Raw genomic sequence first — 24,946 nt, 5'->3', positions numbered from 1 at the left:
TTTTTCACTTACCTGTCAAAGTCTGCAGGCCTATTGCCAGCCTTTGATCTTATGCTAACATCCAAATACAAATGATTCTCATTACCAAAAAATTTCAATGCGTCCAAAACTTGCTCCACTCGTCCTTGCCCTGCTGAGCGCAGGCGCCATCCCCTATGCCCATGCCGACGACAGCGCCGCGGTCGAAGGGGCAATTCCCCAAATTGTCGTCAGCGCCGAGCGCAATGACAGCTTCGCCGGCGGCCAAGTGGCGCGCAAGGCGCGCCTGGGCATGCTGGGCAATATGGACGTGATGTCCACCCCGTTCAACGTCAGCAGCTACACGGCGCAGGCCATCGCCGACCAGCAGGCCGTCAGCGTGGCCGACGTGCTGGCGCGCGACCCGGCCGTGCGCGCCACGGGGCAGGGCGGCGGCATCCTCGATGCCTTCTTCATCCGCGGCTTCGCCATCGGCGAGGGCAACGTGGGCGAGATCGCGCTGGACGGCCAGTACGGCGTGGCGCCCAACTACCGCGTGTTCGCCGACTACGCCGAGCGGGTCGAGGTGATCAAGGGGCCGGCCGCGCTGTTGTACGGCATGTCGCCCAACAGCGGCATCGGCGGCGTCGTCAACATCGTGCCCAAGCGCGCCCAGACCAATGACCTGACGCGGCTGACCCTCGACTATGCGGGCGACTCGCAGCTGGGCGCCCACATCGACATCGGCCGCCGCTTCGGCGCCAAGCGCGAGTTCGGCGTGCGCGTCAACGGCCGGCGCCAGCAGGGCGACACGCAGCTCGACCAGCAGTACCGCCGCGCCGACGTGGGCGCGCTGGCGCTCGACTACCAGGGCGAGCGGCTGCGCGTGACGCTGGACGCGCTGGCGCAGACGGAGCGCTTCGATGCGCCGTCGCGCCCGTTCCTGGTCGCCGCCGGCGTGGCGGTCCCGCCCGCCCCGGATGGCAAACGCAACGTCACGCAGGAATGGGAGTGGGCCAAGATCGAGGACCGTTCGCTGCTGCTGCGCGCCGAATACGACATCACCGATGCGCTGACCGTGTTCGCCAACACGGGCGGCGCCCGCACCCACGTGGCGCGCCTGTTCGGCACGCCGACGATCCTGAACGCGGCGGGCGACACCCGCGTCACGCCCGACCAGTTCCGCCTCGACGCGGAGCGCGCCACGCTGGATGGCGGCTTGCGCGCCGCGTTCGACACGGCCGGCGTACGCCATGCCGTCACCCTGCAGGCCAGCCGCTATCGCGACCAGCTCGATCGCGCCGCCGTCGGCGGGCGGCCGGTGCTGTCGAACCTGTACATGCCGCTTGCCGGCCCGGCGCAGGACGTGCCGGCGCCGGCCCAGGTGCCGAAGGTATCGGAAACCCACCTGTCCGGCGTTGCGTTGGCCGACACCATGACGATGCTGGACGAGCGCCTGCTGGTCACGCTGGGTGTGCGCCGCCAGCGGGTCGAGGCGGACAACTTCAATGCCAGCGGCGCCACCACGGCGCAATACGACCGCCGCGCCACCACGCCGATGATCGGCGTCGCGTTCAAGCCATGGCGCCAGCTCGCGCTGTACGCCAACCGCATCGAGGGTCTCTCCAAGGGCGACACGGCACCACCGACCGCGGCCAATGCCGGCGAGATCTTCGCGCCGTACAAATCGCGCCAGAACGAGGTCGGCATGAAGTTCGAGCGCGGCACCCTGGCGGCCACGCTGAGCGCCTTCCGCATCGAGAAGCCGAGCGGCCAACTGACCGGCAATGTCTACGCCGTCGACGGCGAGCAGCGCAACCAGGGCATCGAGCTGGCCGTGTTCGGCCAGGCCATGCCGGGCCTGCGCCTGACGGGCGGCGCGACCTTCCTGGACGCCGAACTGACCCGGACCAACAGCGCCGCCACCCTGGGCAAGACGCCGGTGGGCGTGCCTTCGTCGCAGGCCAACCTGGGCGCGGAGTGGGACGCGCCGCTCGCCGGCCTGACCTTGACGGGCAGCGTGTCCTACACGGACAGGCAATACGTCAACCAGGCCAACACCGCCAGCATCCCGGCCTGGACGCGCCTCGACCTGGGCGCGCGCTACCAGACCCGGATCGCCGGGCGCGACACCACCTTGCGCGCCAGCGTGACCAACGTCGCCAACCGCGACTACTGGTCCGGCGTGGCCTCGTACGGCGCCTTCGTGCAGGGCGCCCCGCGCACCTTGCTGCTGTCGGCCACCATCGATCTCTGACCCCGAAAGGAAGCGTCATGCAAAAGCCCCTGGTAGCGCTGCTGGACCAGGCCGTGGCGGCGTTGCTGCATGCCGAGCCACGCCAGCTGGTAGCCCTGGTCGAGCAGCACGGTTCACCGCTGAACGTGGTCTGGCCCCACATCCTGCGCCAGAACGTCGACGCGCTGCGCGCCGTGCTGCGCGCGCACGACGTGCGCCACGAAATCTTCTACGGCGCCAAGGTCAACAAGTCGCAAGCGCTGGTGCGCGCGGCGGTGCAGGCCGATGCCGGCGTGGACGTCTCCAGCGTGTACGAACTGCGCGACGCGCTGCGCGCCGGCGTGGACCCGGCCCGCGTGGTCGCCACCGGCCCGGCCAAGACGCGCGTCTTCCATGCCGAGCTGCTGGCGTGCGGCGCGCTGATCTCGGTCGATTCGTGCGAGGAACTCGCCGCGCTGGAAGCGGCGCTGGCGGCACCGGCGCGTGCCCGTGCCCTTGCCCGTGTACTGCTGCGCTACCGGCCGGAGTCCAACCGCAACAGCCGCTTCGGCATGGACGCAACGGCGCTCCAGCACTGCCTGCAACGCCTGGCGGCCCTGCGCGGTGCCGTCACGTTCGAAGGCTTCCACTGCCACCTGGGCGGCTACGCCTGGGAAACGCGCGTGCAGGCCATCCGCGAGCTGGCCGCCAGCGTGGCGGCGGCGCGCGAACTGGACCTGCCGCCGCGCATGCTCGACATCGGCGGCGGCCTGCCGGTGCGCTACGTGGATGGCGACGCCTATGACGAATTCCTGCCGGCGCAGGAGCCGGCCGACTACCGTACCGGCCGCGTGCCGACGTCGTACTACCCGTACGGTGGCCGCATCGACGCGGCCACCTGGCTCCACAACGTGCTGGCGGCGCCGATCGGCGACGGCCGGACGGTGGCGCAGTACCTGAACGGAGAGCGGCTGGCGCTGGCGCTGGAACCGGGCCGCAGCCTGGTGGACCAGGCCGCCGTGACGGCGTTCCGCGTCACGCAGGTGAAGGCGCTGGCCGACGGCAAGCACGTCGTCTTCGTCGAAGGCAGCGGCTTCAGCGCCTGCGAGACCTGGTTCGGTTCCGAGTTCCTGGTCGATCCGGTCCTGCTGCCGGCCGATCCGGAGCGTGCGGCGGACGGCGCTCCTTGTGCCGCGCAGTTTGCAGCCTACATCGCCGGCCACAGCTGCCTGGACGACGACGTCATCACCAACCGCATCCTCGACTTCGACCGGCGCCCCGCGCCCGGCGACCTGCTGGTGTACGCCAACACGGCCGGCTACCAGATGGACCTGCTCGAAAACGAATTCCACCGCCATCCGATGCCGCGCCGGATCGTGGTGCATGTCAACGCGCGCGGCGCCATGGAGTTTTCACCCGACTAGAAAGGATCGCCGCAATGATCTTGAGCAAAGTGACCGACCTGATCGGCAATACCCCGATCCTGTGTCTCCCCGTCCCAGCGAAACATGCCAGGCTTCTTCTTAAAATCGAAAAGAACAACCCAGGCGGCAGCATCAAGGACCGGATGGCGCGCAACATGGTCATCGCCGCGCTCAAGTCGGGCCGCCTGAAGCCGGGCGGCGTGATCGTCGAGTCCTCGTCCGGCAACACGGCCATCGGGCTGGCCATCACCGCCATCGAATTCGGCCTGCGCTTCATCGCGGTGGTGGACCACCACGCGGCGCAGGACAAGATCGCCGTGCTGCGCGCCCTGGGCGCCGAGGTGCGCTACGTGGAGGGCACGTTCCGCGAGGACGAGGTGGCGGTGGTGGAACGCCAGCGCCTGGCCGCCGAACTGGCCGGCAAGATCCCGGGCGCGATCTTCATGAACCAGTCGGACAATATCGCCAACGCGGGCGGCTACTTCGACTTCGTGCGTGAGGTGATCGACCAGGTGGGCGGCCAGATCGACGCCTATGTCGGCTGCGTCGGCACCGGCGGCTCGATGACGGGCATCGCGCGCGGCCTGAAACTGCACAACCCCAAGGCCACCGTGCTGGCCGTCGAACCGGACGGCTCGATCGTGTTCGGCCAGCCCGGCCATCCCTATTACCAGTCCGGCACCGGCACCCCGGCCGGCGACACGGTCGGCCTGGTGCTGGACTACAGCTGCATCGACCTGGGCGTGCAGGTGACGGACGCGCAGGCGTTCGAGACGGCGCGCTACGTGGCGCGCCACACCGGCCTGCTGGTCGGCGGCTCCACCGGCGGCGTGATCTACAAGGCGCTGGAATACATCCACCGCGGCGTCATCGGCGGCAACGTGATCGCGGCGGTGGCCGACGGCGGCGAAAAATACCTGCACACGGTGTTCTCGGAAAGCTGGCTGGCCGAACGGGGCCTGCTCGATCCGTCCATCGGCGTCCAGCTCGATATCTGGCTGGGCCAGGAACAGGCGGCGGAGCCGGCGATGCCGCGGCTGAGCGTGGTATGAGCATGGGGGACCTGAACGTCTTGATTTGCGGCGGCGGCCGCACGGGCCACCTGAACGCCGTGCTGTACAAACAGCAGCCGGGCGTGCGCGTGGCCATGCTGACCAGCCGCGCCGACGTGGTGGAGCGGCTGGGCAGTCCGGACGCCGCGCTGGTCGCGCTGCTGCCGGACGGCGGCCAGCTGAGCGGCACGCCCGACCTGGTGACGAACCAGCCGGCGCAGGCCGCACGCGACGCCGACGTCGTCATCGTCACCGTGCCGGCGCACGCGCGCCCGGCGCTGCTGCGCGAGCTGGCACCGCACCTGCCGGCCGACAAGCCGGTGTACGTGGGCGCCATTCCCGGCTTCTGCGGTTTCGACTGGCTGGCCGAACAGGCGCTGGCGCAGCGGCCCAACGCCGTCATCTGGGGCATGAAGGACGTGCCGCATACTGCTTTCGACCTGGCGCCTGGCGTGTCGGTGCGGATGGGCGGCGCCAAGAGCACACTGTACGTGGGCGCGCACCAGCGCGAAAGCGACGAGGCACGGCAGGCGCTGCTGGGCCACCTGCGGCGGCTGTACACGGCGCCGGTCGAGCTGCTGGCGCACTACCTGGAGATCACGCTGACACCGGGCAATCCGATCATGCATCCTTCCGTCGTGTACGGCTTGATCGGGCCGTACGGCCAGTGGCACGAGCGGCCGTTCGAGAAGCCGCTGTGCTGGTGGACCGATTGCGCCGAGCTGTCCGCCTATTTCCTCGAGCGCAGCGACGAGGAAAGCCAGGCGCTGTGCCGCGCCGTCGAGCGGCGCCTGGGCGTCGACCTGGGCTCCGTGCTGCCGCTGAAGCAGGAGATCGTCGATGCCTACGGCGACCAGATCGCCGACAGCGGCACGATGCTCTCCGTACTGCGCACCAACCGTGCCTACGACGCCATTGTCGCGCCGCTGGTGCGCGAAGCGGACGGCTATCGCATCGACCGCAGCAGCCGTGCCTTCCACGAAGACGTGGCGTACGGCCTGGCGCTGCTGGTCGAGATGGGACGGCGCCTGCAGGTGCCGCTGCCGCACATCGAGGAAATCTTCCGCTGGAACGTCGAGTACATGGGTGGCCTGCGCGATTGCGCGCTGGACTACTTCCCCGCCACCTGGCCTGCCTGAGCTGACACTATGAACATCATGAACCAATCTTCGCTGCTGTCGCAGCCGGAATCCGAGAACGACGTGGCGCTGGCCGGCGCCCGCCGCAACGCCCTGCGGCGCCTGGTGCGCTGCCTGTTCGCCGAACACATCATCGACCCCGCACGACTGGTCACGGCGCCGGGCGAGCGCGGCGCATGGCTGCCGCTGTGGCCGCGCCAGGCGCTGCTGCACTTCGACGACCTGTGGGTCGCGCCGGCCAACACCTTCGTCAACCGCGGCGCCATCACGCTGGTGCAGCCGGACGCCAGCCGCACCGTCATCGATGAACCCGGCCAGCTGATCGACCTGCTGCGCGAGCATTTCGACTTCGCGCCCACCGACGCGGGTGTGGCACGCCTGCACGCCGACGTGGACAACAGCGTCGCCAACGATGCGCTGGCGCGCGTGCACCGGCAGGCCTGGAACGCGCAACTGGCCGAGGCGATCGAAGCCGAGGGTGCGACCGGCCTGTTCGACCACCAGCGCCGCCAGCCCAGCGTACGCGATGCGGCCGTGCTGCTGGACCAGTGGGGCGCGCTGGAAGGACACCCGTTCTATCCGACCTGGAAGTGCAAGCCGGACCTGAGTCCGGCGCAGGTGGCGCAGCTTTCGCCGGAATTCCGTGCCGAGGTCGCCGTGCGTATCGGCGCCCTGCGCGGCGACATGGCATATCTCGAACGCATGCCGCACGTGGCCAGCTACCACGACTGGTTCGCCAGCCATTTCCCGGCCCTGTGGCAAGAATGGTCGGCTGGCCTGCGCGCGCAGGGCCTCGATCCCGCCGGCTGGCTGCCGCTGCCGATCCACGCGTGGCAGCTGGAGCATTTCGTGCGCCAGGAGTATGCCGCCGAGATCGCGGAAGGCATCCTGCTGCTGGACGGCCCGGACGTGATGACGTGGCCGACCATGTCGTTCCGCACGATGATGCCGCTGACGCCGGCCGACGCGCCCTTCATCAAGCTGCCGCTGGCGCTGTGGCTGACCAGCGAGCAGCGCAGCCTGCAGGCCAAGTCGATCCACATGGGCCCGCGCATCAGCGCCGTGATCGAGCGCATCCTGGCCGACGAGGGGGGCTTCGACGGCAAGCTGGCCATCTTCACCGAGGAAGTGGCGCTGCACTACCGCCACGCGGTGAAGCAGGAGGACCGGCCAGGCCGGCACCTCTCGGTGGCCTACCGCAGCAGCCGCGCCGCGTTCGAGCGCGACGACGGCCTGCTGCCCGTCACCGTGGCGGCGCTGCTGACCGAGGCGCCGGACGGCCGGCCGCTGGTCTCGGAACTGGTCGGGGCAGGGGACGTGGCAGCCTGGTTCCGCCAGTACGCGCGCGTGGTCACCCGCCCGGTGGTGGCGATCTACCTGTTGTACGGCATCGCGCTGGAGGCGCACCAGCAGAATACCTCCGTGCTGTTCGGCGCGGACGGGTTGGCGGCCAGCATCCTGATCCGCGACTTCGGCGACGGCCGCACCTACGCGCCGCTGCTGGCGGCGCGCGGGCACCAGTTGCAGCCCTACGTCCACCCCGGCATCCTGCCGACGGTGTTCGACGGCGACATCACGCCGGTGCGCGCCTTCGTCATCGACGCCTGCTTCGTGTGCCACCTGCACGAGCTGGCGCTGCTGCTGACGCGCGCCCATGGCCTGGCCGACGACCGCTTGTGGCGCATCCTGGGCGAGGAGACGGCGGCGGCCTTCGACGCCGTCGCGGACCGGGTCGAGCCGGCGTTCTGGCAAGCCGAGCGCGCCGCCTTCCTGCAGCAACCGTGGCCCACCCGGTCGGTGCTGCGCATGCACCTGCAGCAGTACGCCGACTACCGCCTGACGCACGAATTACCCAATCCGCTGCGAACTTCCCTGGCCCCGGCCGGCGGCCCGGCATGACGGGGCCGGCGGCGCCGCCGGGGCGCCTGGTGCACCTGTTGTTCGTGCTGCAGCTGGTGTCGATGGGGGCGATGGAGATGAGCGGGCCGTTCTGGCCCGTGCACCTGCGCGCGCTGACCGGCTCCGACGCGCTGTTCGGCTTTGCCGGCGTGGCCGTCTACGTCGGACCGATGCTGGGCATCGTGCTGACCAGCGCGTTCTGGGGCCGCGTCGGCGACCGTCATGGCCACCAGCTGATGATGATCCGGGCGCTGCTTGGCCTGGCGCTGACGCAGCTGGCCCTGGCGCACGCGGCCGATGTCTGGACCATCCTGGCGCTGCGCTTCGTGCAGGGCGCCTGCGCCGGCTATATCGCGCCGGCCCAGGCCTATGGCGTCGGCATCACGGCGCCGGAGCGGCGCGCGCGCCTGTTCGCCTACCTGCAGGTTGCGACCAACGTGGGCTCGCTCGCCGGCGCCGTGGCGGGCGGCGCGATCCTGGACAACGCCAGCTTCTACTGGATCAACGTCTCGGCGGCGCTGCTGTGCGGCCTGTGCGCGGCCGCCGTGGCACTGTGGCTGCCGCGCCAGCCGGAGGTTGCCGCCGGCACGGCGCCGCGCCCGGTGGCCGCGCCGGTGGCGACGCCGGTTCCGCCAGCCTCCGTGCTGCCAGGGCTGTTGCTGGTACTGGGCCTGCTGCTGGTCAGCCGCACGATCACGCAGACGCCGTTCGCGCTGTACGTGCACGAGACCTTCGGCGTGGACAACTGGCTGACGGGCCTGTGCTATGGCCTGCAGGCGCTGGGCTTCGTGCTGTCGGCGGCGCTGTGGGCGCGCCACTTCGAACGGCGCGGCCAGGCCGACGTGCTGCGGCGGATGACGTGGGTGGCCGCCGGCTGCGTCGCGCTGACGGCCGCCGCCGCCGGCACGCATTCGTTCGCGCTGTTCGCCGCGCTGCACCTGGCTTGGGGCGTGCTGCTGGGGGCGACCACGCCGGTGCTGATGGCATTGATCTCGAAGGCGGCCGGCACGCTGCGCCAGGGCCATGTGCTGGGCATCGCGCAGAGCGTCTCGCAATTCTCGTCGATCGCCGGCATCGCACTGGGCGGCCTGTTGATGCAGCGCGTGGGCCTGCAGTACACCTACGGCTGGGTGGCGCTGGCGTATGGGCTGGCCGTCCTCGCCATGCTTGCGATCCGCCGCGCCAGCGCGCGGCAGCCGCTGGGAGGAAATGCACATGTCCGATGAACTGTCGTATTGCGTCGCGATCAAGCCGCTCCAGTTCTTCCGCTCGTCCGAACACGTCAACGTGGCCGACGTGCACAAGCTGGCGGCAACCATTGCCGACACGGGCGTGTGGACCACGCCGATTCCGGTGGACAGGGAAACCGGCATCATCATGGACGGCAACCACCGTGCCCGCGCGGCGGCGCTGCTGCGGCTGCGCTATGTCCCCTGCGTGCTGCTGAGCTATGACGACGCCCGCGTCAGCGTCACGCACTGGCGCACGGGCGAGCCGTTCCGCGTCGACCGCATCTATGAGCCGATCCTCGGCGCCGGCCAGGTGCTGCCCTACAAGACGACGCGGCACCGCTTCGCCCCGGCGCTGCCGCGCACGGCCATCGAGCTGGCGGTGCTGCGCTAGCGCCATCACGGCACAGCCCGTGTCCCGCCGCGGGGTCAGTCACCAAAACGGGACACGGGCACAACAGCACTCCGCGCAATGCCGCGCCCGTGTCCACCATCTGGTCACACCCGATAGGGACAGTGGCACAGCCACGGCGCGTCGCGATCGACGGCCGAGTTCGTGTCGCACACCCGGGTCAGGACAAAACCTGACACGGACTCGGCATTACCAGCGGCGGTTGTGGCTGAGCCGTGTCTTTGTCGGGGTGCGACCCCGGAGCAGCACACGGGCTCGGCTTCAGCGGCACGCCAGTCTGGATGGGCCCGGTTCAACCTAGCACATCGTGTTTAGCCATTTTTGATGCAGCTCAAACCTGTGAGCGAGAAGACTCGCTAAGCTTTGCGATAGGACAGCAAACAGCGAGGACCCCACGATGACTTGCCTCCGGTCGCGCCTGGCGTGGCTGCTCATGGGATCAGCCGGCGCCGCGCTGGCGGCCGCGTCACATGCGGAGCAGGGCGGCTGGGACCGGCCGTTCGCGGCGCTTGCCATCGCCCCGTTCGCCGCCGCGGCGCTGGGGTGGCTGGCTTGGCGCCGCGCCGCCGCGCCGCTGCGGCGGCGCGTGGCCAAGGCGGAGCGGGAGGCGGCGCGCCTGCGTCTCGCGGCAAGCGTGTTCGACGCCAGCGCGGAGGGCATCCTGCTGGTGTCGCCAACAGGACAGATTCTCGCGCTGAACGAGGCGTTCGGGCGCATGACGGGCTACCGCCGCGAAGAACTGATCGGCCGCAATCCACGCATGCTGCAGTCGGGCCGGCACGACGTGGCCTTTTACGCCGCGATGTGGGCGTCCCTGCGCACCGAAGGGCAGTGGCGCGGCCAGCTGTGGGACCGGCGCCGCGATGGCAGCCTGTTCGCGGCGCTCGTCACGATCAGCGCGGTGCACGGCGCCGATGGCGCGCTGTCGCACTACGTTGCCCTCTTTTCCGATATCACGGAAATGCGGCGGCGCCAGGACGAGGTGGAGCGGCTGGCGTTCCTCGACCCGCTGACCGGCCTGGCCAACCGCCGCCTGCTGGCCGAGCGCCTGAGCGTGGCCATCCGCGATGCCGCTGCGACGGGGCGGTGCGCCGCGGTCTGCATGGTCGACCTGGATGGCTTCAAGGCCGTCAATGATGCGCATGGCCATGCCGCCGGGGACGCCGTGCTGGTGGCAAGCGCGCAGCGCCTGCAAGGCGCCGTGCGCAGCCGCGATACGGTCGTGCGCACCGGCGGCGACGAATTCGTCATCGTGCTGACGGCGCTGGTGGACGAGGCCGAGGCGCTGGAAGTGGCGCAGCGCGTGCGCGCCGCGCTGACCGAACCGGTGGCGCTGCTGTCCGGCTGCGTTACCGTCGGGGCCTCGCTCGGCCTGGCCTGCTACCCGCGCGACGGCGCCGACGTCGAGCGCCTGCTGCGCTTGAGCGATGACGCCATGTATCGCGCCAAGGGGCAAGACCGGGACCGCGACCGTATCGTCATGGCGCCGGCGCCGCCGTAGGCCGGCCACGGCCGCCGTCAGCGCGCCAGCAGCACGCAAGTGGCGGCATTGTCCAGTAATGCGGGCGTGGTGTCGCCGCCACCAGTTCACGGAAGCGGTTGCGGCCGTAGGCCCCGGCCACCACGAGGTCGGCGCCGCCCGCGCGGGCCGCCTGCGGCAGGGCCGCGGCGGTATTGCCGTTTGCGCTGCCGACCTCGACCTCGGCCTGCACGCCATGGCGGCCCAGCCAGGCCGCCAGGTCGGTGCCCGGCTGCCCGCTGTAACGCTGAAATGGCGCAGTGCCGCGGCGGCCGCGGCCGCGCGCTCCGGTTCCGGCAGGGCCGTCGCGGCGCAACCGATCAGGTGCGCGCCGCCATGCCCTCGTCGCGGGCCAGGTGGCGCAGAATGGTTTTGTACATCGGGGCATCCGTCTCGCAGGGACGATGTCACCGTAGTCCCGGCGGCCGGCCGGTCACGGGCGCCATTTGACCCTGATCAAAATCGCAGCGACGATCGGCCGCGCCGGTGCCCTGAGGCCGGGTAACGGAATCCCTACAGGGAAATCAGGGTTACACCGACAAGCGCTGTCCGGGATGCGCGCTAGCCGCGCCGCCCACGTGCAACGATACTGAGATCGTGTCGCCGCAGCACCAGCGCGCCCCGCGGCACATGCCGCCAGTGCGCGGCAACGGCGCCGCGCCGGCCGATCGCGGCGCCGTCGAATCCCGTTATCGGCAACAGAACTGGAGAGAATCATGGCAAACCTATTGACCCGTTTCGACCCTTTTACCGACCTCGCCACCTATGCACCGCTGCGTGAGATCGACGAACTGTGGCGCGATCTGCGCCGCCGCGTGCCGGGCGACGGCGATGGCGCGATGCGCCTGGACGTGAACGAGACCGACAAGGCCTACACCGTGCGCGCCGACATCCCTGGCGCGAAGAAGGAAGACATCAAGGTCGACGTTGACGGCAACCGCGTCGCCATCACCGCCGAGCTGCACAAGGAAACCGAAGAAAAGGACGGCAAGAGCGTGCGCAGCGAGCGCTACGAGGGGCACCGCTATCGCAGCTTCACGCTGGAACACGCGGTGGACGACGCGGCGGCGGTCGCCAAGTACGAGGACGGCGTGCTGCGCCTGACGCTGCCGAAAAAGGCTCCGCAAAGCGGGCGCAAGCTGCAGATCTCCTGACCGCCCTGGCGCCACGGGACGGGCGTGCGAGACGCCCGTCCTGCTGGTACCGGCTCAGTGCGCCAGCAGCAGCGGCACGCTGGCGGCATCGAGCAGTTCCCGGGTCGCGCCGCCGATGAACCATTCGCGAATCCGGTTGTGACCGTAGGCACCGGCCACGATCAGGTCGGCACCGGTGTCGCGAGCGATGCCGAGCAGCGCCGTCGCGGCGCCGTCGCCCGCATGTTCGCGCACGACTTCGACCGGCACGCCGTGCCGGCCCAGCCAGGTGGCCACGTCGGCGCCGGGCTGCGGCCCATGGCCGCCTGTAAGCGGGTCGGCGTTGACCAGGGCGACGATGACGTTGTGCGCGCGCCGCAGCAGCGGCAGCGCCGCCGTCACGGCGCGGGTCGCTTCCGGTCCCGCGTCCCAGCCGACGACCACGGTGCGGCCGACCGTGTCGCTGCCGTAATCGGGCGGCACGACCAGCACGGGCCGGGTGCCGTGCAGCGCCAGGTAGTCCGGCAGGTCGGCCGCCAGGTGCCCGCGGGCCTCGGGCGGCGTGCCGGAACTGAGCACGAGCAGGTCGGCATAGCGCGACTCCAGCAGCAGCGCCCGTTCGGCGTCGTCCTCGATCAGGCGCCGCTCGATCGACGTCACGCCCAGGCGCGCCGCGGCGTCGGCGAAGCGCTCCAGTTGGCTGTCGGCCCGTTGGCGCAAGACGTCGAAGTCGGGCGCCAGCATGGTCACGGCGGATGCGGTCACGACGAGAAAGGCCTGCAGGCTGATGCCGGTGACGGCACTGCCCACCAGGTGCGCATCGTGCTCGAGCGCAAGGCGGGCCGCGACCGCCAGGCGGCGGTCGAAGGCGGGATTGTCGCTGACATGCACGACGATGGTCTTGTACATGATTGACTCCTCGAGTTGGTCTGCAACCAGTGTAGGTGCGCCGGCGCGCCAATGCGGCGGCGCGACTTGACCGGGATCAAATCGGCCGGACACTTCCGGGTGTGCGGCTACGGTGGCGAATCGAAGCGCGCGACAAACGGAGGAGGGCGAGATGAACAAGCGTTGGGCACGCGACCATGGCGCCGCCGGCTGACCGGCGGGCCCGCTGATCGTGGCGGCCGTACTCGACCCGGGCGCGATCGCGGCGCTGGCGCCGGCGCAGGCGTTGCTGCTGCTGGAGAGCACGCCGGCGGGACTGCCGGCGGCGCAAGCCCTGGCGCGGCGCCGGCACGCCGGACCGAACGAAGTGGCACCGGCGCCGCGCCAGCGCGGCTGGCGCCGCTTGCTGCGGCAGCTGGCCAATCCGCTGGCGCTGACGATGCTGGCGCTGGCGACGGCCAGTTTCGCGACGGGCGCGCGCTGGGAAGCGGCGCTGGTGGCCGCGATCGTGCTGTTGTCCACGCTGCTGGCGTTCGTGCAGGAGGGCCGCTCGGCCCGGGCCGCCGAGCGCCTGCGCGCGATGGTGCGCACCACCGTGGTGGTGGCGCGCCCCGACAGCGCGGCGGGCCGCGCCGAGGTGGCCGCCGCCGACCTGGTGCCCGGCGATATCGTCCTGCTGGGCGCCGGCGACACCATTCCCGCCGACCTGCGCATGATCGCGGCGCGCGACCTGTTCCTGGACGCCTCGACCTTGACGGGCGAGGCCATGCCGGTCGAGCGTCATGCCGACACGGTGGCGGACACCGCCGCGCTGCCGCCCCTGGCGCTGCCGAACCTGGCGTTTGCCGGCTGCCATGTCCTGAGCGGCAGCGCCACCGCGCTCGTGTTCGCGACCGGCGCGGACACGACCTTCGGCGGCATCGTGGCCGCCGCGCAGATGGAGCCGCCCAGCGCGTTCGATGTCGGCCTGCGCCCCTATACCTGGCTGGTGGTGCGGCTGCTGGCCATGCTGATGCCGCTGGTGTTCCTGTGCAACCTGGCGGGCAAGGGCGACTGGCTGCAGGCGCTGCTGTTCGCGGTCGCCGTGGCGGCCGGCCTGACGCCGGAATTGCTGCCGATGATCGTCACGGCCAACCTGGCGCAGGGGGCCCTGCGCATGGCGCGGCAGCAGGTGATCGTCAAGCGGCTGCCGGCCATCCAGGACATGGGCGCGATGGACGTGCTGTGCACCGACAAGACCGGCACGCTGACGCAGAACCGCGTGATCCTGGAGCGCCACGTCGACTACCGTGGTCGCGACTCGGACCGGGTCACGGCCTGCGCGTGGCTGAACAGCCACTTCCAGACCGGCCTGCGCAACCTGCTGGACGACGCGGTGTTGCGCTACGTCGGCGAGCGGCCGCACTTGCGCCCGCACGACGGCGAGGCCAAGGTCGACGAGCTGCCGTTCGATTTCGAGCGGCGCCGCATGTCGGTGGTCGTGGCCAGGCGCGACGGCAACCATGTGCTGGTCTGCAAGGGCGCCGTCGAGGCGGTGCTGCCCGGCTGCCGCAGCGTCGACGAGCGCGGCACGGCCGTCGCGCTGCTGCCGCAACACGGCGGCGCCCTGTTCGGTGCAGTGGACGCGCTCAATGCGGACGGCTTTCGCGTCATCGCGGTGGCGACCCGCGAGTTGCCGGCCGGCCACGCGCAAGTGACGGTGGCCGACGAGTCCGACATGGTGCTGCAGGGCTACCTGGCCTTCCTCGATCCGCCCAAGGACACGGCCGCGCTGGCGCTGGCGCAACTGGCCGCCGCCGGCGTGACCGTCAAGGTGCTGACGGGCGACAGCCTGGGCACCACCGTCAGCGTGTGCCGCCACGTCGGATTGCCGGTCACCGCCGCGCTGGGCGGCACGGCGCTGGGCAGCGGCACCGTGCTGGAAGGGCAGGCCGAGGCCGCGACCGTGTTCGCCCGCGTCACGCCGCAGCAGAAGGCCGATATCATCCGCGCGCTGCAGCGGCGCGGCCACGTGGTGGGCTACCTGGGCGACGGCATCAACGACACCCAGGCGTTGCGCGCCGCCGATGTCGGCATCGCGGTCGCGGACGGCGCCGATATCGCCAAGGACACGGCCGATGTCATCCTGCTGCATAAGAGCCTGCTCGCGCTGGGCGCCGGCGTGCGCACGGGACGCCTGGTATTCGGCAACATCGTCAAGTACCTGCACATCAGTGCCGGCTCCGTGTTCGGCAACGCGCTCTCGGTGGTGGGCGCGAGCCTGCTGCTGCCGTTCCTGCCGATGGCCCCGGCCCAGATCCTCCTCAACAACCTGCTGTACGATCTGGCCCACTCGGGCCTGGCCGGCGACCGCGTCGACCCCTCCTGGCTGCGCCAGCCGCGCCGCTGGCATACGCGCGACGTCACGCGCGCGATGGCCGTGCTCGGCCCGCTCAGTTCGGTCTTCGACTACCTGACGTTCGCGCTGCTGTGGTTCGTGCTGGGCGGCGCCGCCCAGCCGGCGCTGTTCCAGACGGGCTGGTTCGTCGAGTCGCTGCTGTCGCAGACGCTGGTGGTGCACGTGCTGCGCACGGCGCACCTGCCGCTGCTGCAAAGCCGCAGCACGGCGACACTGGCGCTGACCACGCTGCTGGCCTGCGCCGTGGGGGTGTGGCTGCCGTACGCGCCGTTCGCGCACGCACTGGGCCTGGTCGCGCTACCCTGGGCCTACTGGCCGGCCGTCGCGGCGCTGCTGCTGGTGTACCTGGCGCTGGCCCAGGCCGTCAAGCCGCTGCTGGCGCCGCGCCGGTAGCGGCCGAGTGTCGGCCATCGCGGCCATGGCGGCGCGCCTGGTCAGGTTGCCGGCACAGCGGGACCGGCCGCGTGGGGATACCATGGCGCCAGGCGTTCGAGCACGGCTGGCAGGCACGGCACCGCGGAGTCGACCGGCAGCGCCTGGGCCAGTTCCGCCGCTGCCAGCGGCTGCGCATCGGCCAGCTGGCGCGCCAGCACGGTCTCGTCCGCATCGGACGGATCGTTGCCCATCATGGCACGCCGGCGCAGGCGCCGCGCCAGTTCCTCTGGCGGCGCCGTCACGGCCAGCAGCAGGAACGGCACTTGCAGGCGTGCCGCCAGCGTAACGAACAGCGTGCGCTGCCAGCCTTGCAGGCAGGCGGCGTCGACCAGCACCGGCACGCCGGCGCGCAGTGCGTGGCGCGCCACGCGGCGCAGGCGCGCGTAGGTCTGCCGCGTCTCGGCCGGCGCATAGCCTGGCCGCGCACCGCCGGCCTGCCGCACGAGGCGCTTGCGCTCCACGTCCGCGCGCAGCACGATGGCGCCCAGCGCCGGCGCCAGCGCCGCGCAGACGGTCGACTTGCCGCTGCCCGACAGGCCCGTCGTCGCCAGCAGAGCGGGCTGGCGGCGGCCGCTCCAGGCGCCGGCGCAGCGCAGGTAGCGCGCGGCCAGCGCCGTATCGCCGCGCAGTGCCGCGACCTTGGCCCGCACCAGCGCACGCTGCACCGTGTAGTAGGTCAGCAGGGCCAGGCCGGCGTAATCGCCGCTGGCCGCCAGGTAGGCCGACAGCAACGTACTGGCCAGGTCGGCGCGGCCGTGGCAATGCAGGTCCATCCAGGCAAATGCCATGTCCTGCATCGTATCGATCCAGCGCAGCGCGGGCGCGAACTCGATGCCGTCGAACGGGACGGCAACGCCGCGCAACGTGACGATATTGCCGCAGTGGAGATCGCCGTGGCATTCGCGCACGGCAGCGCCGGCCCGGCGCCACGCACACAGCCGCCGCAGCCCCCTGGCGGCGTGTGCATGCCACGCCGCCAGCGCGGCCAGCGCATCGCTTTCAGCGGGCAGCAGCGCGCGCAACTCGTCCAGGTCGGCCAGCGTGCGCGCCGCCACCTGCGCCGCCGTGCCCCAGGCCGACCCGGGCGGCGCCACCGCCGCGCGCGCGTGGAACGCCGCCAGCACATTGGCCAGGCTCGTCACTTCGCCGCCCGTGAGGCTGCCCGCGGCCAGCCTGGCGGACCACAGCGCGCCCTGCTCGAAGGTGCGCATGGCCACCGCATACTCCAGCACCCGCCCTCCGCCACCCAGGCGCGGCGCGGCCACCGACCCGGTGACCGGCACCACGCGCAGGTACAACCAGGGCGCGTAGCGCCGGTTCAGGCGCAATTCGGCACGGCAGCAGCGTGCCCGTTCGGCGCCGGCGCGCCAGTCCAGGAACGGCAGGCGCACGGCTTTCTTGATCTTGAATGCCTGGCGCGAGGTCACGATGACCCACGAGATGTGGGTCTCGAATACGGTCGGCCACGCGCCCTGCGCGTGGCGCAGCCATCTGGCCAGCCCGGCGACCAGCAAGCGCTGGCGCGCGAGACGCGTCATCGCCTCAGCGGGTCGTGCCGGCCGCGGCCGACACGGCCTGCACCAACGGCGCGGCCTGGGCATTGCTGGTCTTGCTGGCCACGACGTCGCTGGCCGACAGCGTGCGGCGATAGTAGGCGTTGGTCAGGCGCTGGTTGAAGCGGATATCGTTGAACTCCAGCGTCAGCACGTCGCCGAACAGGCCCTTGGTGTCGGACCAGGCGACGACGTCGCCGGTGCCGCCGGATGCCTGCGCCATCTTGTTCCAGTTGACCACCGTGATCCCGGCCTTGGCGTTCAGGCCGAAGTTGTTCTTCTTCAGGAATTCCTGCACGGCCTTGTCGTTGTTCAGCACCAGAACATAGGCGCCGCTCTCGATGCCGGCCTGCAGCCCCAGCGACAGCCCGCCCGTGTTGTAGAACACCGGGTCGCTCCAGGTGCCGTCGCTGCGGTGCACCAGCAGCACGCCCGCGCCGCCGGCACCGCCGACGCCCAGGGCTGCGCGGCCGTAGGCAGGCACGATGAAGACGCCCTTGGCGGCGCGCAACAGCGCCCGCATGCGTTCCTCCGCTTCCAGCTTGCGCGCCACGTCGGCCGCGGCGCTCACGTGCTTCGCGGCGGTGCTCTCCTGCGCGGCGGCCGACGAGGTGGTGTCGGCGGCTGGCGCGGGGGCTTGCGCCGCGGCCGGCAATGCCAACGCGGCGCAGACGAGCGCCGCCGGGACAGACGTTAATGCTTTCATGATGGCTCCTTTGGGGTTCGGTGTGGGTCACTGCATGCTAGCGCCGCCCGCCGTGCGGCGGCGTTGCGCGCGATCAAAATCGTGTCGATTTGTCGCGTCGGCGCGGACCTGGGCCAAGGCGCACCCGGCCGTAGTGTGGTAGCGCTTGCCATCATGGGACCAGCACCGCGGCGCCGTCGATGCTGCCGGCGCGCAGCGCCGCCAGCGCCTCGTTGGCCTGGGCCAGCGGATATGGCGTCACGTGCACCGCCAGCGCGATGCACTCTGCCAGTGCCATGAATGCGGCGGCGTCGGCGCGCGTGAGGTTCGCCACCGAGCGCACGCAGCGCTCGCCCCACAGCAGGGCGTAGGGGAAGGACGGAATGTCGCTCATGTGGATGCCGGCGCAGATCACGCTGCCGCCCTTGCGCACGGCCCGCAGCGCGGCCGGGACGAGGGCGCCGGCGGGGGCGAACAGCAGCGCGGCATCCAGGACCACTGGCGCGGCCTGGTCCGAACCGCCGGTCCAGGCCACGCCCAGTTCGCGCGCGAACTGCTGCGAACGCAGGTCGCCCGGCCGGGTGAAGGCATACACGGAGCGGCCCTGGGCCAGCGCCACCTGCGCCAGCAGGTGCGCCGCCGCGCCGAAGCCGTACAGCCCGATACGCTCGGCGGTGCCGGCCATGGCATAGGCGCGATAGCCGATCAGCCCGGCGCACAGCAGCGGGGCGGCGTGCGCATCGTCGTAGCCGGGCGGCAACCGCACCGCGAACGCCGCGTCGGCCAGCGCATATTCGGCATAGCCGCCGTGCACGTCGTAGCCGGTGAAGCGGGCCTTGTCGCACAGGTTTTCCTGGCCGCGCCGGCACGCCGGGCAGGCGCCGCAGGTGGCGGCCAGCCAGGGCACCCCGGCCCGTGCGCCGACACCCCAGTCGCCGCAGCCGGACCCGACGGCGACAACGGTGCCGGCGATCTCGTGGCCCGGCACCAGCGGCAGCCGGTGCGGCGCCAGTTCGCCGTCGAGGATGTGCAGGTCGGTGCGGCAGACGCCGCAGGCGCCCACCCGCAGCAGCAACTGGCCCGCCCCCACGGCCGGCACCGGCAGCAGGCCGGCCCGCAGCGGCTGGCCGGGCTGGCACAGCAGCATCGCGCGCATCATGCCGGGCACCGCAGCGCCGCGCTCTTCCATGGGGTCCTCGCCATGCCCACGCCGCGTGGGCCTTGCGCTCAATCTATACGGGCGGCGGCGATGCGCCAGCGCGAAGCAAGGCAAATTTGATCGCGATCACGGCATCGCCTGGCGCGCCGCAGTACATTGGGTTGACAGGCATGCTAAGCCCTGCCGAACGTCGGGAGAGTCGCCATGAAACCTCTGCTGGTAGTTTACTATTCACGCACCGGCTACACGCGCCGCGTTGCGCAGTCGCTGGCACACGCCGGCGCGGCCGATATCGAGGAACTGCTGCCGCTGCGCGGCTATGCGGGCCAGTGGGGCTATGTGCGCGCCGCCCTGGATGCGCTGCTGCGCCGCAAGCCGGCGCTGGCGCCGCTGCGGTACCGGCCGGAAGAGTACGAGACCGTGCTGGTCGGCGTACCCGTGTGGACCGGGCGGCCGGCCGCGCCGGTGCGCACCTTCGTCGCCGAGTACGGCTCCCGGTGCCGGCGCCTGGCCGCGTTCTGCACGATGGGGGGCCGCGGCGGCGAAGCGGTACTGGACACGCTGGCAGACCTGGCCGGCAAGCCGCTGCTGGCGCGGCTCGTGCTGAACGACCGCGAGATCGATGCAGGCGCCGGCTTGGCCAATGCGCCCGCCAGTCAGGGGCTGTTGCAGGGGCTGGCCATCGCCGCCCGCCAGCCATGATCGGGCCGGGCGGCGCGCAGGACGACGCCGGCCTGCTGCCCGAACGGGAAGCGCTGTTGCTGCTGAACGCCGGCAGCGCCAGCCTGAAATGCGCGATCTTCGAGCCGGACGCCGGCATGCCGGCGCAGCGGCCGGTCTGGCGCGGCAGCGTGAGCGCCATCGGCCACCCCGACTGCTGCTGGCGCGACAGCGAGGGTAACGAGGCGGCGGTTGCGAGCGCGGGCGATCCGGACCCGCTGCTGGCCGCGTTCTCATACCTGCTGGCGCGCGCGTTGGCATGGCTGGGCGACCAGCCGGTGCGGGCGATCGGTCACCGGCTGCTGCAAGCCGGGCAGGCGACGGGCGAACCCATGCTGCTGGACGAAGCCGCCTGCGCCGCGCTGGCACGCGATGGCGCCGGCGCACCGGCATCCCAGCAGGCGGCGCTGCGGCTGGCCGGGCTGGTGGCGGCGCGCTGGCCCGGCGTGCCGCAGGTGGCGTCGTTCGATACCTGGTTTCACCGCACCCTGCCGCTGAGCGAGCGCATGCTGCCGCTGCCGCAGCGCTTCTGGCAGGCCGGGCTGCGCCGCAACGGCTGCCATGGGCTCTCCTACGACTACCTCGCCAGCGTGCTGCCGCGCCATTTCGGCCAGCGTGCGCGCGGCCGGGTGGTGGCCGCCCACCTTGGCCACAGCGCCAGCGTCTGCGGCCTGCGGCGCCTGCGCAGCAGCGCCGTCAGCGACGGCTTGTCCGGCATGGACGGCCTCATGACTGGCACCGGCGCCGGCCTGCTGCCGCCCACGGCCGTGCGCCGCCTGGCCGAAATGGTGCCCGACGCGGCGCGGCTCGATGCGCTGCTGGACGAACAGTCCGGCCTGCTCGGCGTGTCCGGCGCCTCGGCCGATCCGGCGTTGTTGCTGCGCCACGAAGCCGCGGGCGGGCCGGCCGGCATGGCCGCCAATGCCGCGCTGGCCTTGTACGTGCGCCAGGTCGTACGCGAGATCGGTGCCGTGGCGGCGCTGCTGGGCGGCCTGGACATGCTGGTCTTCACCGGTGGCGTGGGCGAGCACCAGCCGGTCCTGCGCCAGCGCATCTGCGCCGCGCTGGCCTGGCTCGGGGTGCAGTGCGATAGCCAGCGCAACGAGCGTGGCGCCGGCTGCATCAGCAGCACGGACAGCCGCGTCATCGTGGCCGTCGAACCGGCGCGGGAAGAGTGGACGATGGCGCGCGACTGCATGCTGCTGACGGCGCCGGCCGCCATGGCGCTGGACGGGAGGGCCTGAGCATGCGCCGCCGGGCCAGCTTGGAACGCCGGCGCCGGTCGGGCTGGCCGCACTGGTGGCGCTGGTTCGTCCTGCTGCTGCTGGCCTGGCCATTGGGCGCCGCCGCCGGGCCAGACCGGCCCGCGCCACCACCGCCGCAGGAGGGAACCGATCATGTCAACTGACTCATTCATCCGCTGGTTCGGGGAACTCGGCATTGCCGACGTGCCGGCGGTCGGCGGCAAGAACGCTTCGCTGGGCGAGATGTATCGCGAGCTGTCGGCGCGCGGCGTGCGCGTGCCGAACGGCTTTGCCGTGACGGCGGCGGCCTATCGCGCCACCTTGGACGGCGCCGCCGCATGGGAGCGCCTGCACGCGGCACTCGATGGCCTCGACCCGGCCGATATCGACGACCTGGCGCGGCGTGCCGCGGCCGCGCGCGCGATCGTTCGCGCGGCGCCGTTGCCGGCCGCGCTGGAGCAGGGTATCCGCGCCGCCTGGCGCCAGCTGGTGGCGCAGTATGGTCCCGGGCTGACCGTGGCGGTGCGCAGCTCGGCCACGGCGGAAGACCTGCCCAGCGCGTCGTTCGCCGGGCAGCACGAGACCTATCTGAACGTGCAGGGCGAGGAGGCGCTGCTGGGCAGCGTGGGGCGCTGCTTCGCCAGCCTGTTCACCGACCGCGCCATCGTTTACCGCCACGAGCACGGCTTCCGCCACGACGCGGTCTACCTCTCGGTCGGCGTGATGAAGATGGTGCGCTCCGACCTGGCCTCCTCCGGCGTCATCTTCACACTCGACACGGAAACGGGCTTTCGCGACGTGGTGCTCGTCACCGGCGCCTACGGCCTGGGCGAGAACGTCGTGCAGGGCACCGTCGATCCGGACGAGTACTACGTCTTCAAGCCGGCGCTGCGCGCGGGGCTGCGCAGCGTGCTGCGCCGCCGGCTCGGCAGCAAGGCCGTGCGGATGGTGTACGGCCAGCCGGACAGCGTCGCCACCACCTGCAACGAGCCGACCGCCGCCGCCGACCAGGTCCGCTTCTGCCTGGAGGACGCGGCGGTGCTGGAACTGGCCGGGGCGGCGCTGGCGATCGAGGAGCACTACAGCGCGCGGGCCGGGCGGCCGGTGCCGATGGACGTGGAGTGGGCCTGCGACGGCGTCGACGACCTGCTGTACATCGTTCAGGCCAGGCCGGAAACGGTCGCGTCCCGGCAGATCGGGGCGGCGCTCGAGGAGTACCGCCTGGACGGCAGCGCCGCCGTGCTGGTCTCCGGCCGCGCCGTCGGTGGCAAGATCGTCACCGGCGCTGCCCGCGTGGTGGCCGATGTCGCCGAACTTTCGGCGCTGCGGCCGGGCGAGGTGCTGGTCGCCGACACCACGATGCCGGACTGGGGCACGGTCATGCAGACGGCGGCCGGCATCGTCACGAACCGGGGCGGGCGCACCTGCCACGCGGCGATCGTCGCGCGGGAGATGGGCATGCCCGCCCTGGTCGGCTGCGGCAACGCGACGATGGCGCTGCGCACGGGCGACGTTGTCACGCTGTCGTGCGCGCAGGGCGCGCTCGGCCACGTGTACGCGGGATCGGTCCCCTTCCACAAGGAGACGACCGACCTGGCCGCGCTGGCGTTGCCGCGCACGCACATCATGGTCAACATCGGCAATCCGGACGCGGCGTTCGCCACGTGCCGGCTGCCGAACGACGGCGTCGGCCTGGCGCGCATGGAATTCATCGTGGCCGAACATGTGCGCGTGCACCCGATGGCGCTGGTGTATCCGGAGCGGGTGGCGGACCCCGCGGCGCGCGCGGAAATCGCCCGCCTGACGCGCGGCTATGCGGCGCCGGCCGACTATTTCGTGCGCGAACTGGCCGAGGGCGTCGCCACGATCGCGGCGGCCTTCCATCCGAAGCCGGTCATCGTGCGCCTGTCCGACTTCAAGACCAACGAGTATGCCGGCCTGTTGGGCGGCACGGCCTTCGAGCCGGTCGAGGCCAATCCGATGCTGGGCTTCCGGGGCGCGGCGCGCTATGGCCACCCGGCCTATGCGCCGGGCTTCGCGCTGGAATGTCGGGCGCTGCGCCGGGTGCGCGAGGAGATGGGACTGCCGAACGTGCGCGTGATGGTGCCGTTCTGCCGGCGCGTGCCGGAAGCCGTCACCGTGCTGGCCACCATGGCGCAGCATGGGCTGGAGCGCGGCCGGCACGGGCTGGAAATCTACATGATGTGCGAGATCCCCAATAACGTGATCCAGATCGACGCGTTCGCCGGGCTGTTCGACGGTTTCTCGATCGGCTCCAACGATCTGACCCAGCTGGTGCTGGGCGTGGACCGCGATTCCGACATCGTCGCCTTCGATTTCGACGAGCGCGACCCCGGCGTGCTGGAGATGCTGCGCCAGGCCATTGCCGGCGCCCGCCGCAACGGCCGCCACATCGGCATCTGCGGCCAGGCGCCGTCGGACTACCCGGAGATGGCGCGCTACCTGGTGGAGCAGGGCATCGACGCCATCAGCCTGAATCCCGATTCGGTGGTGGCGACCGTGCGCCACCTGGTCGAGGTGGAGTGGGCGCTGGGCATCGCGCCGCGGCCGCCGGTCGCGCCTTGAGGGAACGGCCATGGCACTGCTGCCCAGGCGTATCGGCATCGTCACCGGCGGCGGCGACGCGCCGGGCCTGAATGCCGTGATCCGCGCGGTGGTGCTGTCGGCCTGCCGGCTGGGCTGGGAGTGCTGGGGTATCCGCGACAGTTTCAACGGCCTGCTGGCGCCCGAGCGCTGCGAGGGCGAGCCGGTGCTGCGCCTGCTGCCGGCCGATGTGCGCGGCATCGCCCACCTGGGTGGCACCATGCTGGGCAGCACCAGCCGCGGCAACCCGCTGCATTATCCGGTGCCCGGGCCGGACGGCCAGCCCGTCATGCAGGACCGCAGCGACGACGTGGTACGGCGCTGCCGCCAGCGCGGCATCGAGACGCTCGTCATCGCGGGCGGCGACAGCACCATGGCCATCGCCGAGTGCCTGCAGCGCAAGGGCATGGCCGTGGTGGGCGTGCCGAAGACCATCGACAACGACCTGGCCGGCACATGGCAAACGTTCGGCTTCGACAGCGCGGTGGCGTTTGCCACCGCGTGCATCGACCGGCTGCACAGCACCGCCGACAGCCAGCATCGCGTGCTGGTGGTGGAAGTCATGGGCCGTCATGCCGGCTGGATCGCGCTGCACGCCGGCCTGGCGGCAGCTGCCCACGTGGTCCTGCTGCCGGAGATTTCCTTCGACCTCGACGTGGTGGTGGCCTGCATCCTTGGCCGCGACGCGGCCGGCGCATGCCACTCGGTCGTCGTGGTTGCCGAGGGTGCCCACCCGCGCGACGGCAGCGTTGGCGTGCTGGCCGCGCCGCGGGATGGTCACGCCGAGCGCCTGGGTGGCATCGGCGCCTGGCTCGAGCAACACCTGGCCGGGCGCACGGGCAAGGAATGTCGTACGGTGGTGCTGGGGCACCTGCTGCGTGGCGGTGCGCCGTCCGCGTTCGATCGCGTGATCGCGGCGCGCTTTGGCGCCGCGGCGATACGGGCGCTGGCGGCCGGCCAGTCAGGGGTGATGGTGGCGCTGCAGGGCGATGCCATCGGCACGGTGCCGCTGGCGGCCGTCGCGGGCCACGCGCGCGCGGTGCCCCTGGGCGACGACACGCTGGCGACGGCGCGCGAGCTCGGCATCTGCCTGGGGGAGCGCTGAGCGCAACGCTGGTCCGAGGCCTCGCAGTCCAAGGCTGGGCTCGTGTCGCACCGAGGGGTCAGGCACAAAAGCTGACACGGGCCCTGCATTGATGCAGCTTACTCGTGGCTGAGTCCGTGTCCTTGTCGGGGTGTGACCCCAAGGCGGGACACGGGCTCTGCCATGTGCAGTGCAC

At 71.4% G+C, this 24,946-nt stretch carries 19 protein-coding genes; 14 read left to right on the top strand and 5 right to left on the bottom strand.

Annotation, left to right across the window (positions count from 1 at the left end; genetic code table 11):
* Positions 1-97 precede the first annotated feature (97 nt).
* The 8 genes from E7V67_014900 to E7V67_014865 all read left to right on the top strand — a co-directional run bounded on the left by E7V67_014900 (position 98) and on the right by E7V67_014865 (position 10,829).
* Positions 98-2,215 carry a TonB-dependent siderophore receptor gene (locus E7V67_014900; GenBank protein WUR11008.1) on the top strand — a complete coding sequence of 706 codons (2,118 nt, stop codon included), beginning with the start codon at positions 98-100 and terminating at the stop codon, positions 2,213-2,215.
* Positions 2,216-2,232: 17 nt separating this feature from the next.
* Positions 2,233-3,597 carry a Y4yA family PLP-dependent enzyme gene (locus tag E7V67_014895; protein ID WUR11007.1) on the top strand — a complete coding sequence of 455 codons (1,365 nt, stop codon included), beginning with the start codon at positions 2,233-2,235 and terminating at the stop codon, positions 3,595-3,597.
* A 14-nt stretch (positions 3,598-3,611) separates the two neighbouring features.
* Positions 3,612-4,649, top strand: a complete 1,038-nt coding sequence (locus tag E7V67_014890; GenBank protein ID WUR11006.1) for a cysteine synthase family protein — start codon at positions 3,612-3,614, stop codon at positions 4,647-4,649.
* The gene (locus tag E7V67_014885) at positions 4,646-5,788 is read left to right on the top strand and encodes an NAD/NADP octopine/nopaline dehydrogenase family protein (protein ID WUR11005.1); all 1,143 of its coding nucleotides are present in this window, start codon (positions 4,646-4,648) and stop codon (positions 5,786-5,788) included. Before E7V67_014890 ends, E7V67_014885 begins: the two co-directional genes overlap by 4 nt.
* A gap of 18 nt (positions 5,789-5,806) precedes the next feature.
* Positions 5,807-7,687 carry an IucA/IucC family protein gene (locus tag E7V67_014880; protein WUR11004.1) on the top strand — a complete coding sequence of 627 codons (1,881 nt, stop codon included), beginning with the start codon at positions 5,807-5,809 and terminating at the stop codon, positions 7,685-7,687.
* Positions 7,684-8,913, top strand: coding sequence for an MFS transporter (locus E7V67_014875; protein WUR11003.1), 1,230 nt, complete (start codon positions 7,684-7,686; stop codon positions 8,911-8,913). The genes E7V67_014880 and E7V67_014875 overlap by 4 nt, the downstream gene beginning before the upstream one ends.
* A complete protein-coding gene (locus E7V67_014870) occupies positions 8,903-9,310 on the top strand; it encodes a ParB N-terminal domain-containing protein (GenBank protein WUR11002.1) in 408 nt (135 codons plus the stop codon). Before E7V67_014875 ends, E7V67_014870 begins: the two co-directional genes overlap by 11 nt.
* 415 nt (positions 9,311-9,725) lie before the next feature.
* Positions 9,726-10,829 (top strand): sensor domain-containing diguanylate cyclase, encoded by a 1,104-nt coding sequence (locus E7V67_014865; GenBank protein WUR11001.1) that lies wholly within the window; start codon positions 9,726-9,728, stop codon positions 10,827-10,829.
* Here E7V67_014865 and E7V67_014860 read toward each other — a convergent pair.
* Positions 10,807-11,235: a hypothetical protein gene (locus E7V67_014860; GenBank protein WUR11000.1), complete on the bottom strand. Its 429-nt coding sequence runs from the start codon at positions 11,233-11,235 to the stop codon at positions 10,807-10,809. The genes E7V67_014865 and E7V67_014860 overlap by 23 nt on opposite strands.
* Positions 11,236-11,563: 328 nt before the next feature.
* Here E7V67_014860 and E7V67_014855 point away from each other — a divergent pair, with 328 nt between their 5' ends.
* Positions 11,564-12,001, top strand: a complete 438-nt coding sequence (locus E7V67_014855; GenBank protein WUR10999.1) for an Hsp20/alpha crystallin family protein — start codon at positions 11,564-11,566, stop codon at positions 11,999-12,001.
* Positions 12,002-12,055: 54 nt separating this feature from the next.
* Here E7V67_014855 and E7V67_014850 read toward each other — a convergent pair whose 3' ends face one another.
* Positions 12,056-12,889 carry a universal stress protein gene (locus E7V67_014850; GenBank protein WUR10998.1) on the bottom strand — a complete coding sequence of 278 codons (834 nt, stop codon included), beginning with the start codon at positions 12,887-12,889 and terminating at the stop codon, positions 12,056-12,058.
* A 211-nt stretch (positions 12,890-13,100) separates the two neighbouring features.
* Here E7V67_014850 and mgtA point away from each other — a divergent pair, with 211 nt between their 5' ends.
* Positions 13,101-15,659, top strand: a complete 2,559-nt coding sequence (mgtA, locus tag E7V67_014845) for a magnesium-translocating P-type ATPase (GenBank protein ID WUR10997.1) — start codon at positions 13,101-13,103, stop codon at positions 15,657-15,659.
* A gap of 41 nt (positions 15,660-15,700) precedes the next feature.
* On the opposite strand, the gene E7V67_014840 is transcribed toward mgtA, so the two are convergent.
* The 3 genes from E7V67_014840 to E7V67_014830 form a co-directional block, all read right to left on the bottom strand.
* Positions 15,701-17,239 (bottom strand): AAA family ATPase, encoded by a 1,539-nt coding sequence (locus E7V67_014840; GenBank protein WUR10996.1) that lies wholly within the window; start codon positions 17,237-17,239, stop codon positions 15,701-15,703.
* A gap of 4 nt (positions 17,240-17,243) precedes the next feature.
* Positions 17,244-17,960: a lipid-binding SYLF domain-containing protein gene (locus E7V67_014835; protein ID WUR10995.1), complete on the bottom strand. Its 717-nt coding sequence runs from the start codon at positions 17,958-17,960 to the stop codon at positions 17,244-17,246.
* Positions 17,961-18,111: 151 nt separating this feature from the next.
* Positions 18,112-19,095 carry a zinc-dependent alcohol dehydrogenase family protein gene (locus E7V67_014830; protein ID WUR16288.1) on the bottom strand — a complete coding sequence of 328 codons (984 nt, stop codon included), beginning with the start codon at positions 19,093-19,095 and terminating at the stop codon, positions 18,112-18,114.
* A gap of 207 nt (positions 19,096-19,302) precedes the next feature.
* On the opposite strand from E7V67_014830, the gene E7V67_014825 reads away from it, so the two are divergent.
* From E7V67_014825 to E7V67_014810, 4 genes are all read left to right on the top strand, one after another.
* Positions 19,303-19,800 carry a flavodoxin gene (locus E7V67_014825; protein WUR10994.1) on the top strand — a complete coding sequence of 166 codons (498 nt, stop codon included), beginning with the start codon at positions 19,303-19,305 and terminating at the stop codon, positions 19,798-19,800.
* Positions 19,797-21,062 (top strand): acetate/propionate family kinase, encoded by a 1,266-nt coding sequence (locus E7V67_014820; GenBank protein ID WUR10993.1) that lies wholly within the window; start codon positions 19,797-19,799, stop codon positions 21,060-21,062. Before E7V67_014825 ends, E7V67_014820 begins: the two co-directional genes overlap by 4 nt.
* Positions 21,063-21,215: 153 nt before the next feature.
* Positions 21,216-23,648, top strand: a complete 2,433-nt coding sequence (gene ppsA / locus E7V67_014815) for a phosphoenolpyruvate synthase (protein ID WUR10992.1) — start codon at positions 21,216-21,218, stop codon at positions 23,646-23,648.
* Between the two features lie 10 nt (positions 23,649-23,658).
* Positions 23,659-24,771, top strand: a complete 1,113-nt coding sequence (locus E7V67_014810) for an ATP-dependent 6-phosphofructokinase (GenBank protein ID WUR10991.1) — start codon at positions 23,659-23,661, stop codon at positions 24,769-24,771.
* Positions 24,772-24,946 lie beyond the last annotated feature (175 nt).

Origin of the sequence: [Empedobacter] haloabium, from assembly GCA_008011715.2 — a bacterium.
GTDB classification, from domain to species: Bacteria; Pseudomonadota; Gammaproteobacteria; order Burkholderiales; family Burkholderiaceae_D; genus Rugamonas; species Rugamonas haloabia.
The sequence above is the reverse complement of the archived record's forward strand: the minus strand, read 5'-3'. Positions and strand labels throughout refer to the sequence as shown.

Coding starts and splice junctions, on each gene's coding strand:
- ppsA (WUR10992.1), top strand. CDS start 21,216: ATGTCAACTGACTCATTCATCCGCTGGTTCGGGGAACTCGGCATTGCC.
- E7V67_014835 (WUR10995.1), bottom strand. CDS start 17,960: ATGAAAGCATTAACGTCTGTCCCGGCGGCGCTCGTCTGCGCCGCGTTG.
- E7V67_014870 (WUR11002.1), top strand. CDS start 8,903: ATGTCCGATGAACTGTCGTATTGCGTCGCGATCAAGCCGCTCCAGTTC.
- E7V67_014850 (WUR10998.1), bottom strand. CDS start 12,889: ATGTACAAGACCATCGTCGTGCATGTCAGCGACAATCCCGCCTTCGAC.
- E7V67_014900 (WUR11008.1), top strand. CDS start 98: ATGCGTCCAAAACTTGCTCCACTCGTCCTTGCCCTGCTGAGCGCAGGC.
- E7V67_014865 (WUR11001.1), top strand. CDS start 9,726: ATGACTTGCCTCCGGTCGCGCCTGGCGTGGCTGCTCATGGGATCAGCC.
- E7V67_014810 (WUR10991.1), top strand. CDS start 23,659: ATGGCACTGCTGCCCAGGCGTATCGGCATCGTCACCGGCGGCGGCGAC.
- E7V67_014855 (WUR10999.1), top strand. CDS start 11,564: ATGGCAAACCTATTGACCCGTTTCGACCCTTTTACCGACCTCGCCACC.
- E7V67_014825 (WUR10994.1), top strand. CDS start 19,303: ATGAAACCTCTGCTGGTAGTTTACTATTCACGCACCGGCTACACGCGC.
- E7V67_014880 (WUR11004.1), top strand. CDS start 5,807: ATGAACCAATCTTCGCTGCTGTCGCAGCCGGAATCCGAGAACGACGTG.
- E7V67_014875 (WUR11003.1), top strand. CDS start 7,684: ATGACGGGGCCGGCGGCGCCGCCGGGGCGCCTGGTGCACCTGTTGTTC.
- E7V67_014890 (WUR11006.1), top strand. CDS start 3,612: ATGATCTTGAGCAAAGTGACCGACCTGATCGGCAATACCCCGATCCTG.
- E7V67_014840 (WUR10996.1), bottom strand. CDS start 17,239: ATGACGCGTCTCGCGCGCCAGCGCTTGCTGGTCGCCGGGCTGGCCAGA.
- E7V67_014860 (WUR11000.1), bottom strand. CDS start 11,235: ATGCCCCGATGTACAAAACCATTCTGCGCCACCTGGCCCGCGACGAGG.
- E7V67_014895 (WUR11007.1), top strand. CDS start 2,233: ATGCAAAAGCCCCTGGTAGCGCTGCTGGACCAGGCCGTGGCGGCGTTG.
- E7V67_014820 (WUR10993.1), top strand. CDS start 19,797: ATGATCGGGCCGGGCGGCGCGCAGGACGACGCCGGCCTGCTGCCCGAA.
- E7V67_014830 (WUR16288.1), bottom strand. CDS start 19,095: ATGCGCGCGATGCTGCTGTGCCAGCCCGGCCAGCCGCTGCGGGCCGGC.
- E7V67_014885 (WUR11005.1), top strand. CDS start 4,646: ATGAGCATGGGGGACCTGAACGTCTTGATTTGCGGCGGCGGCCGCACG.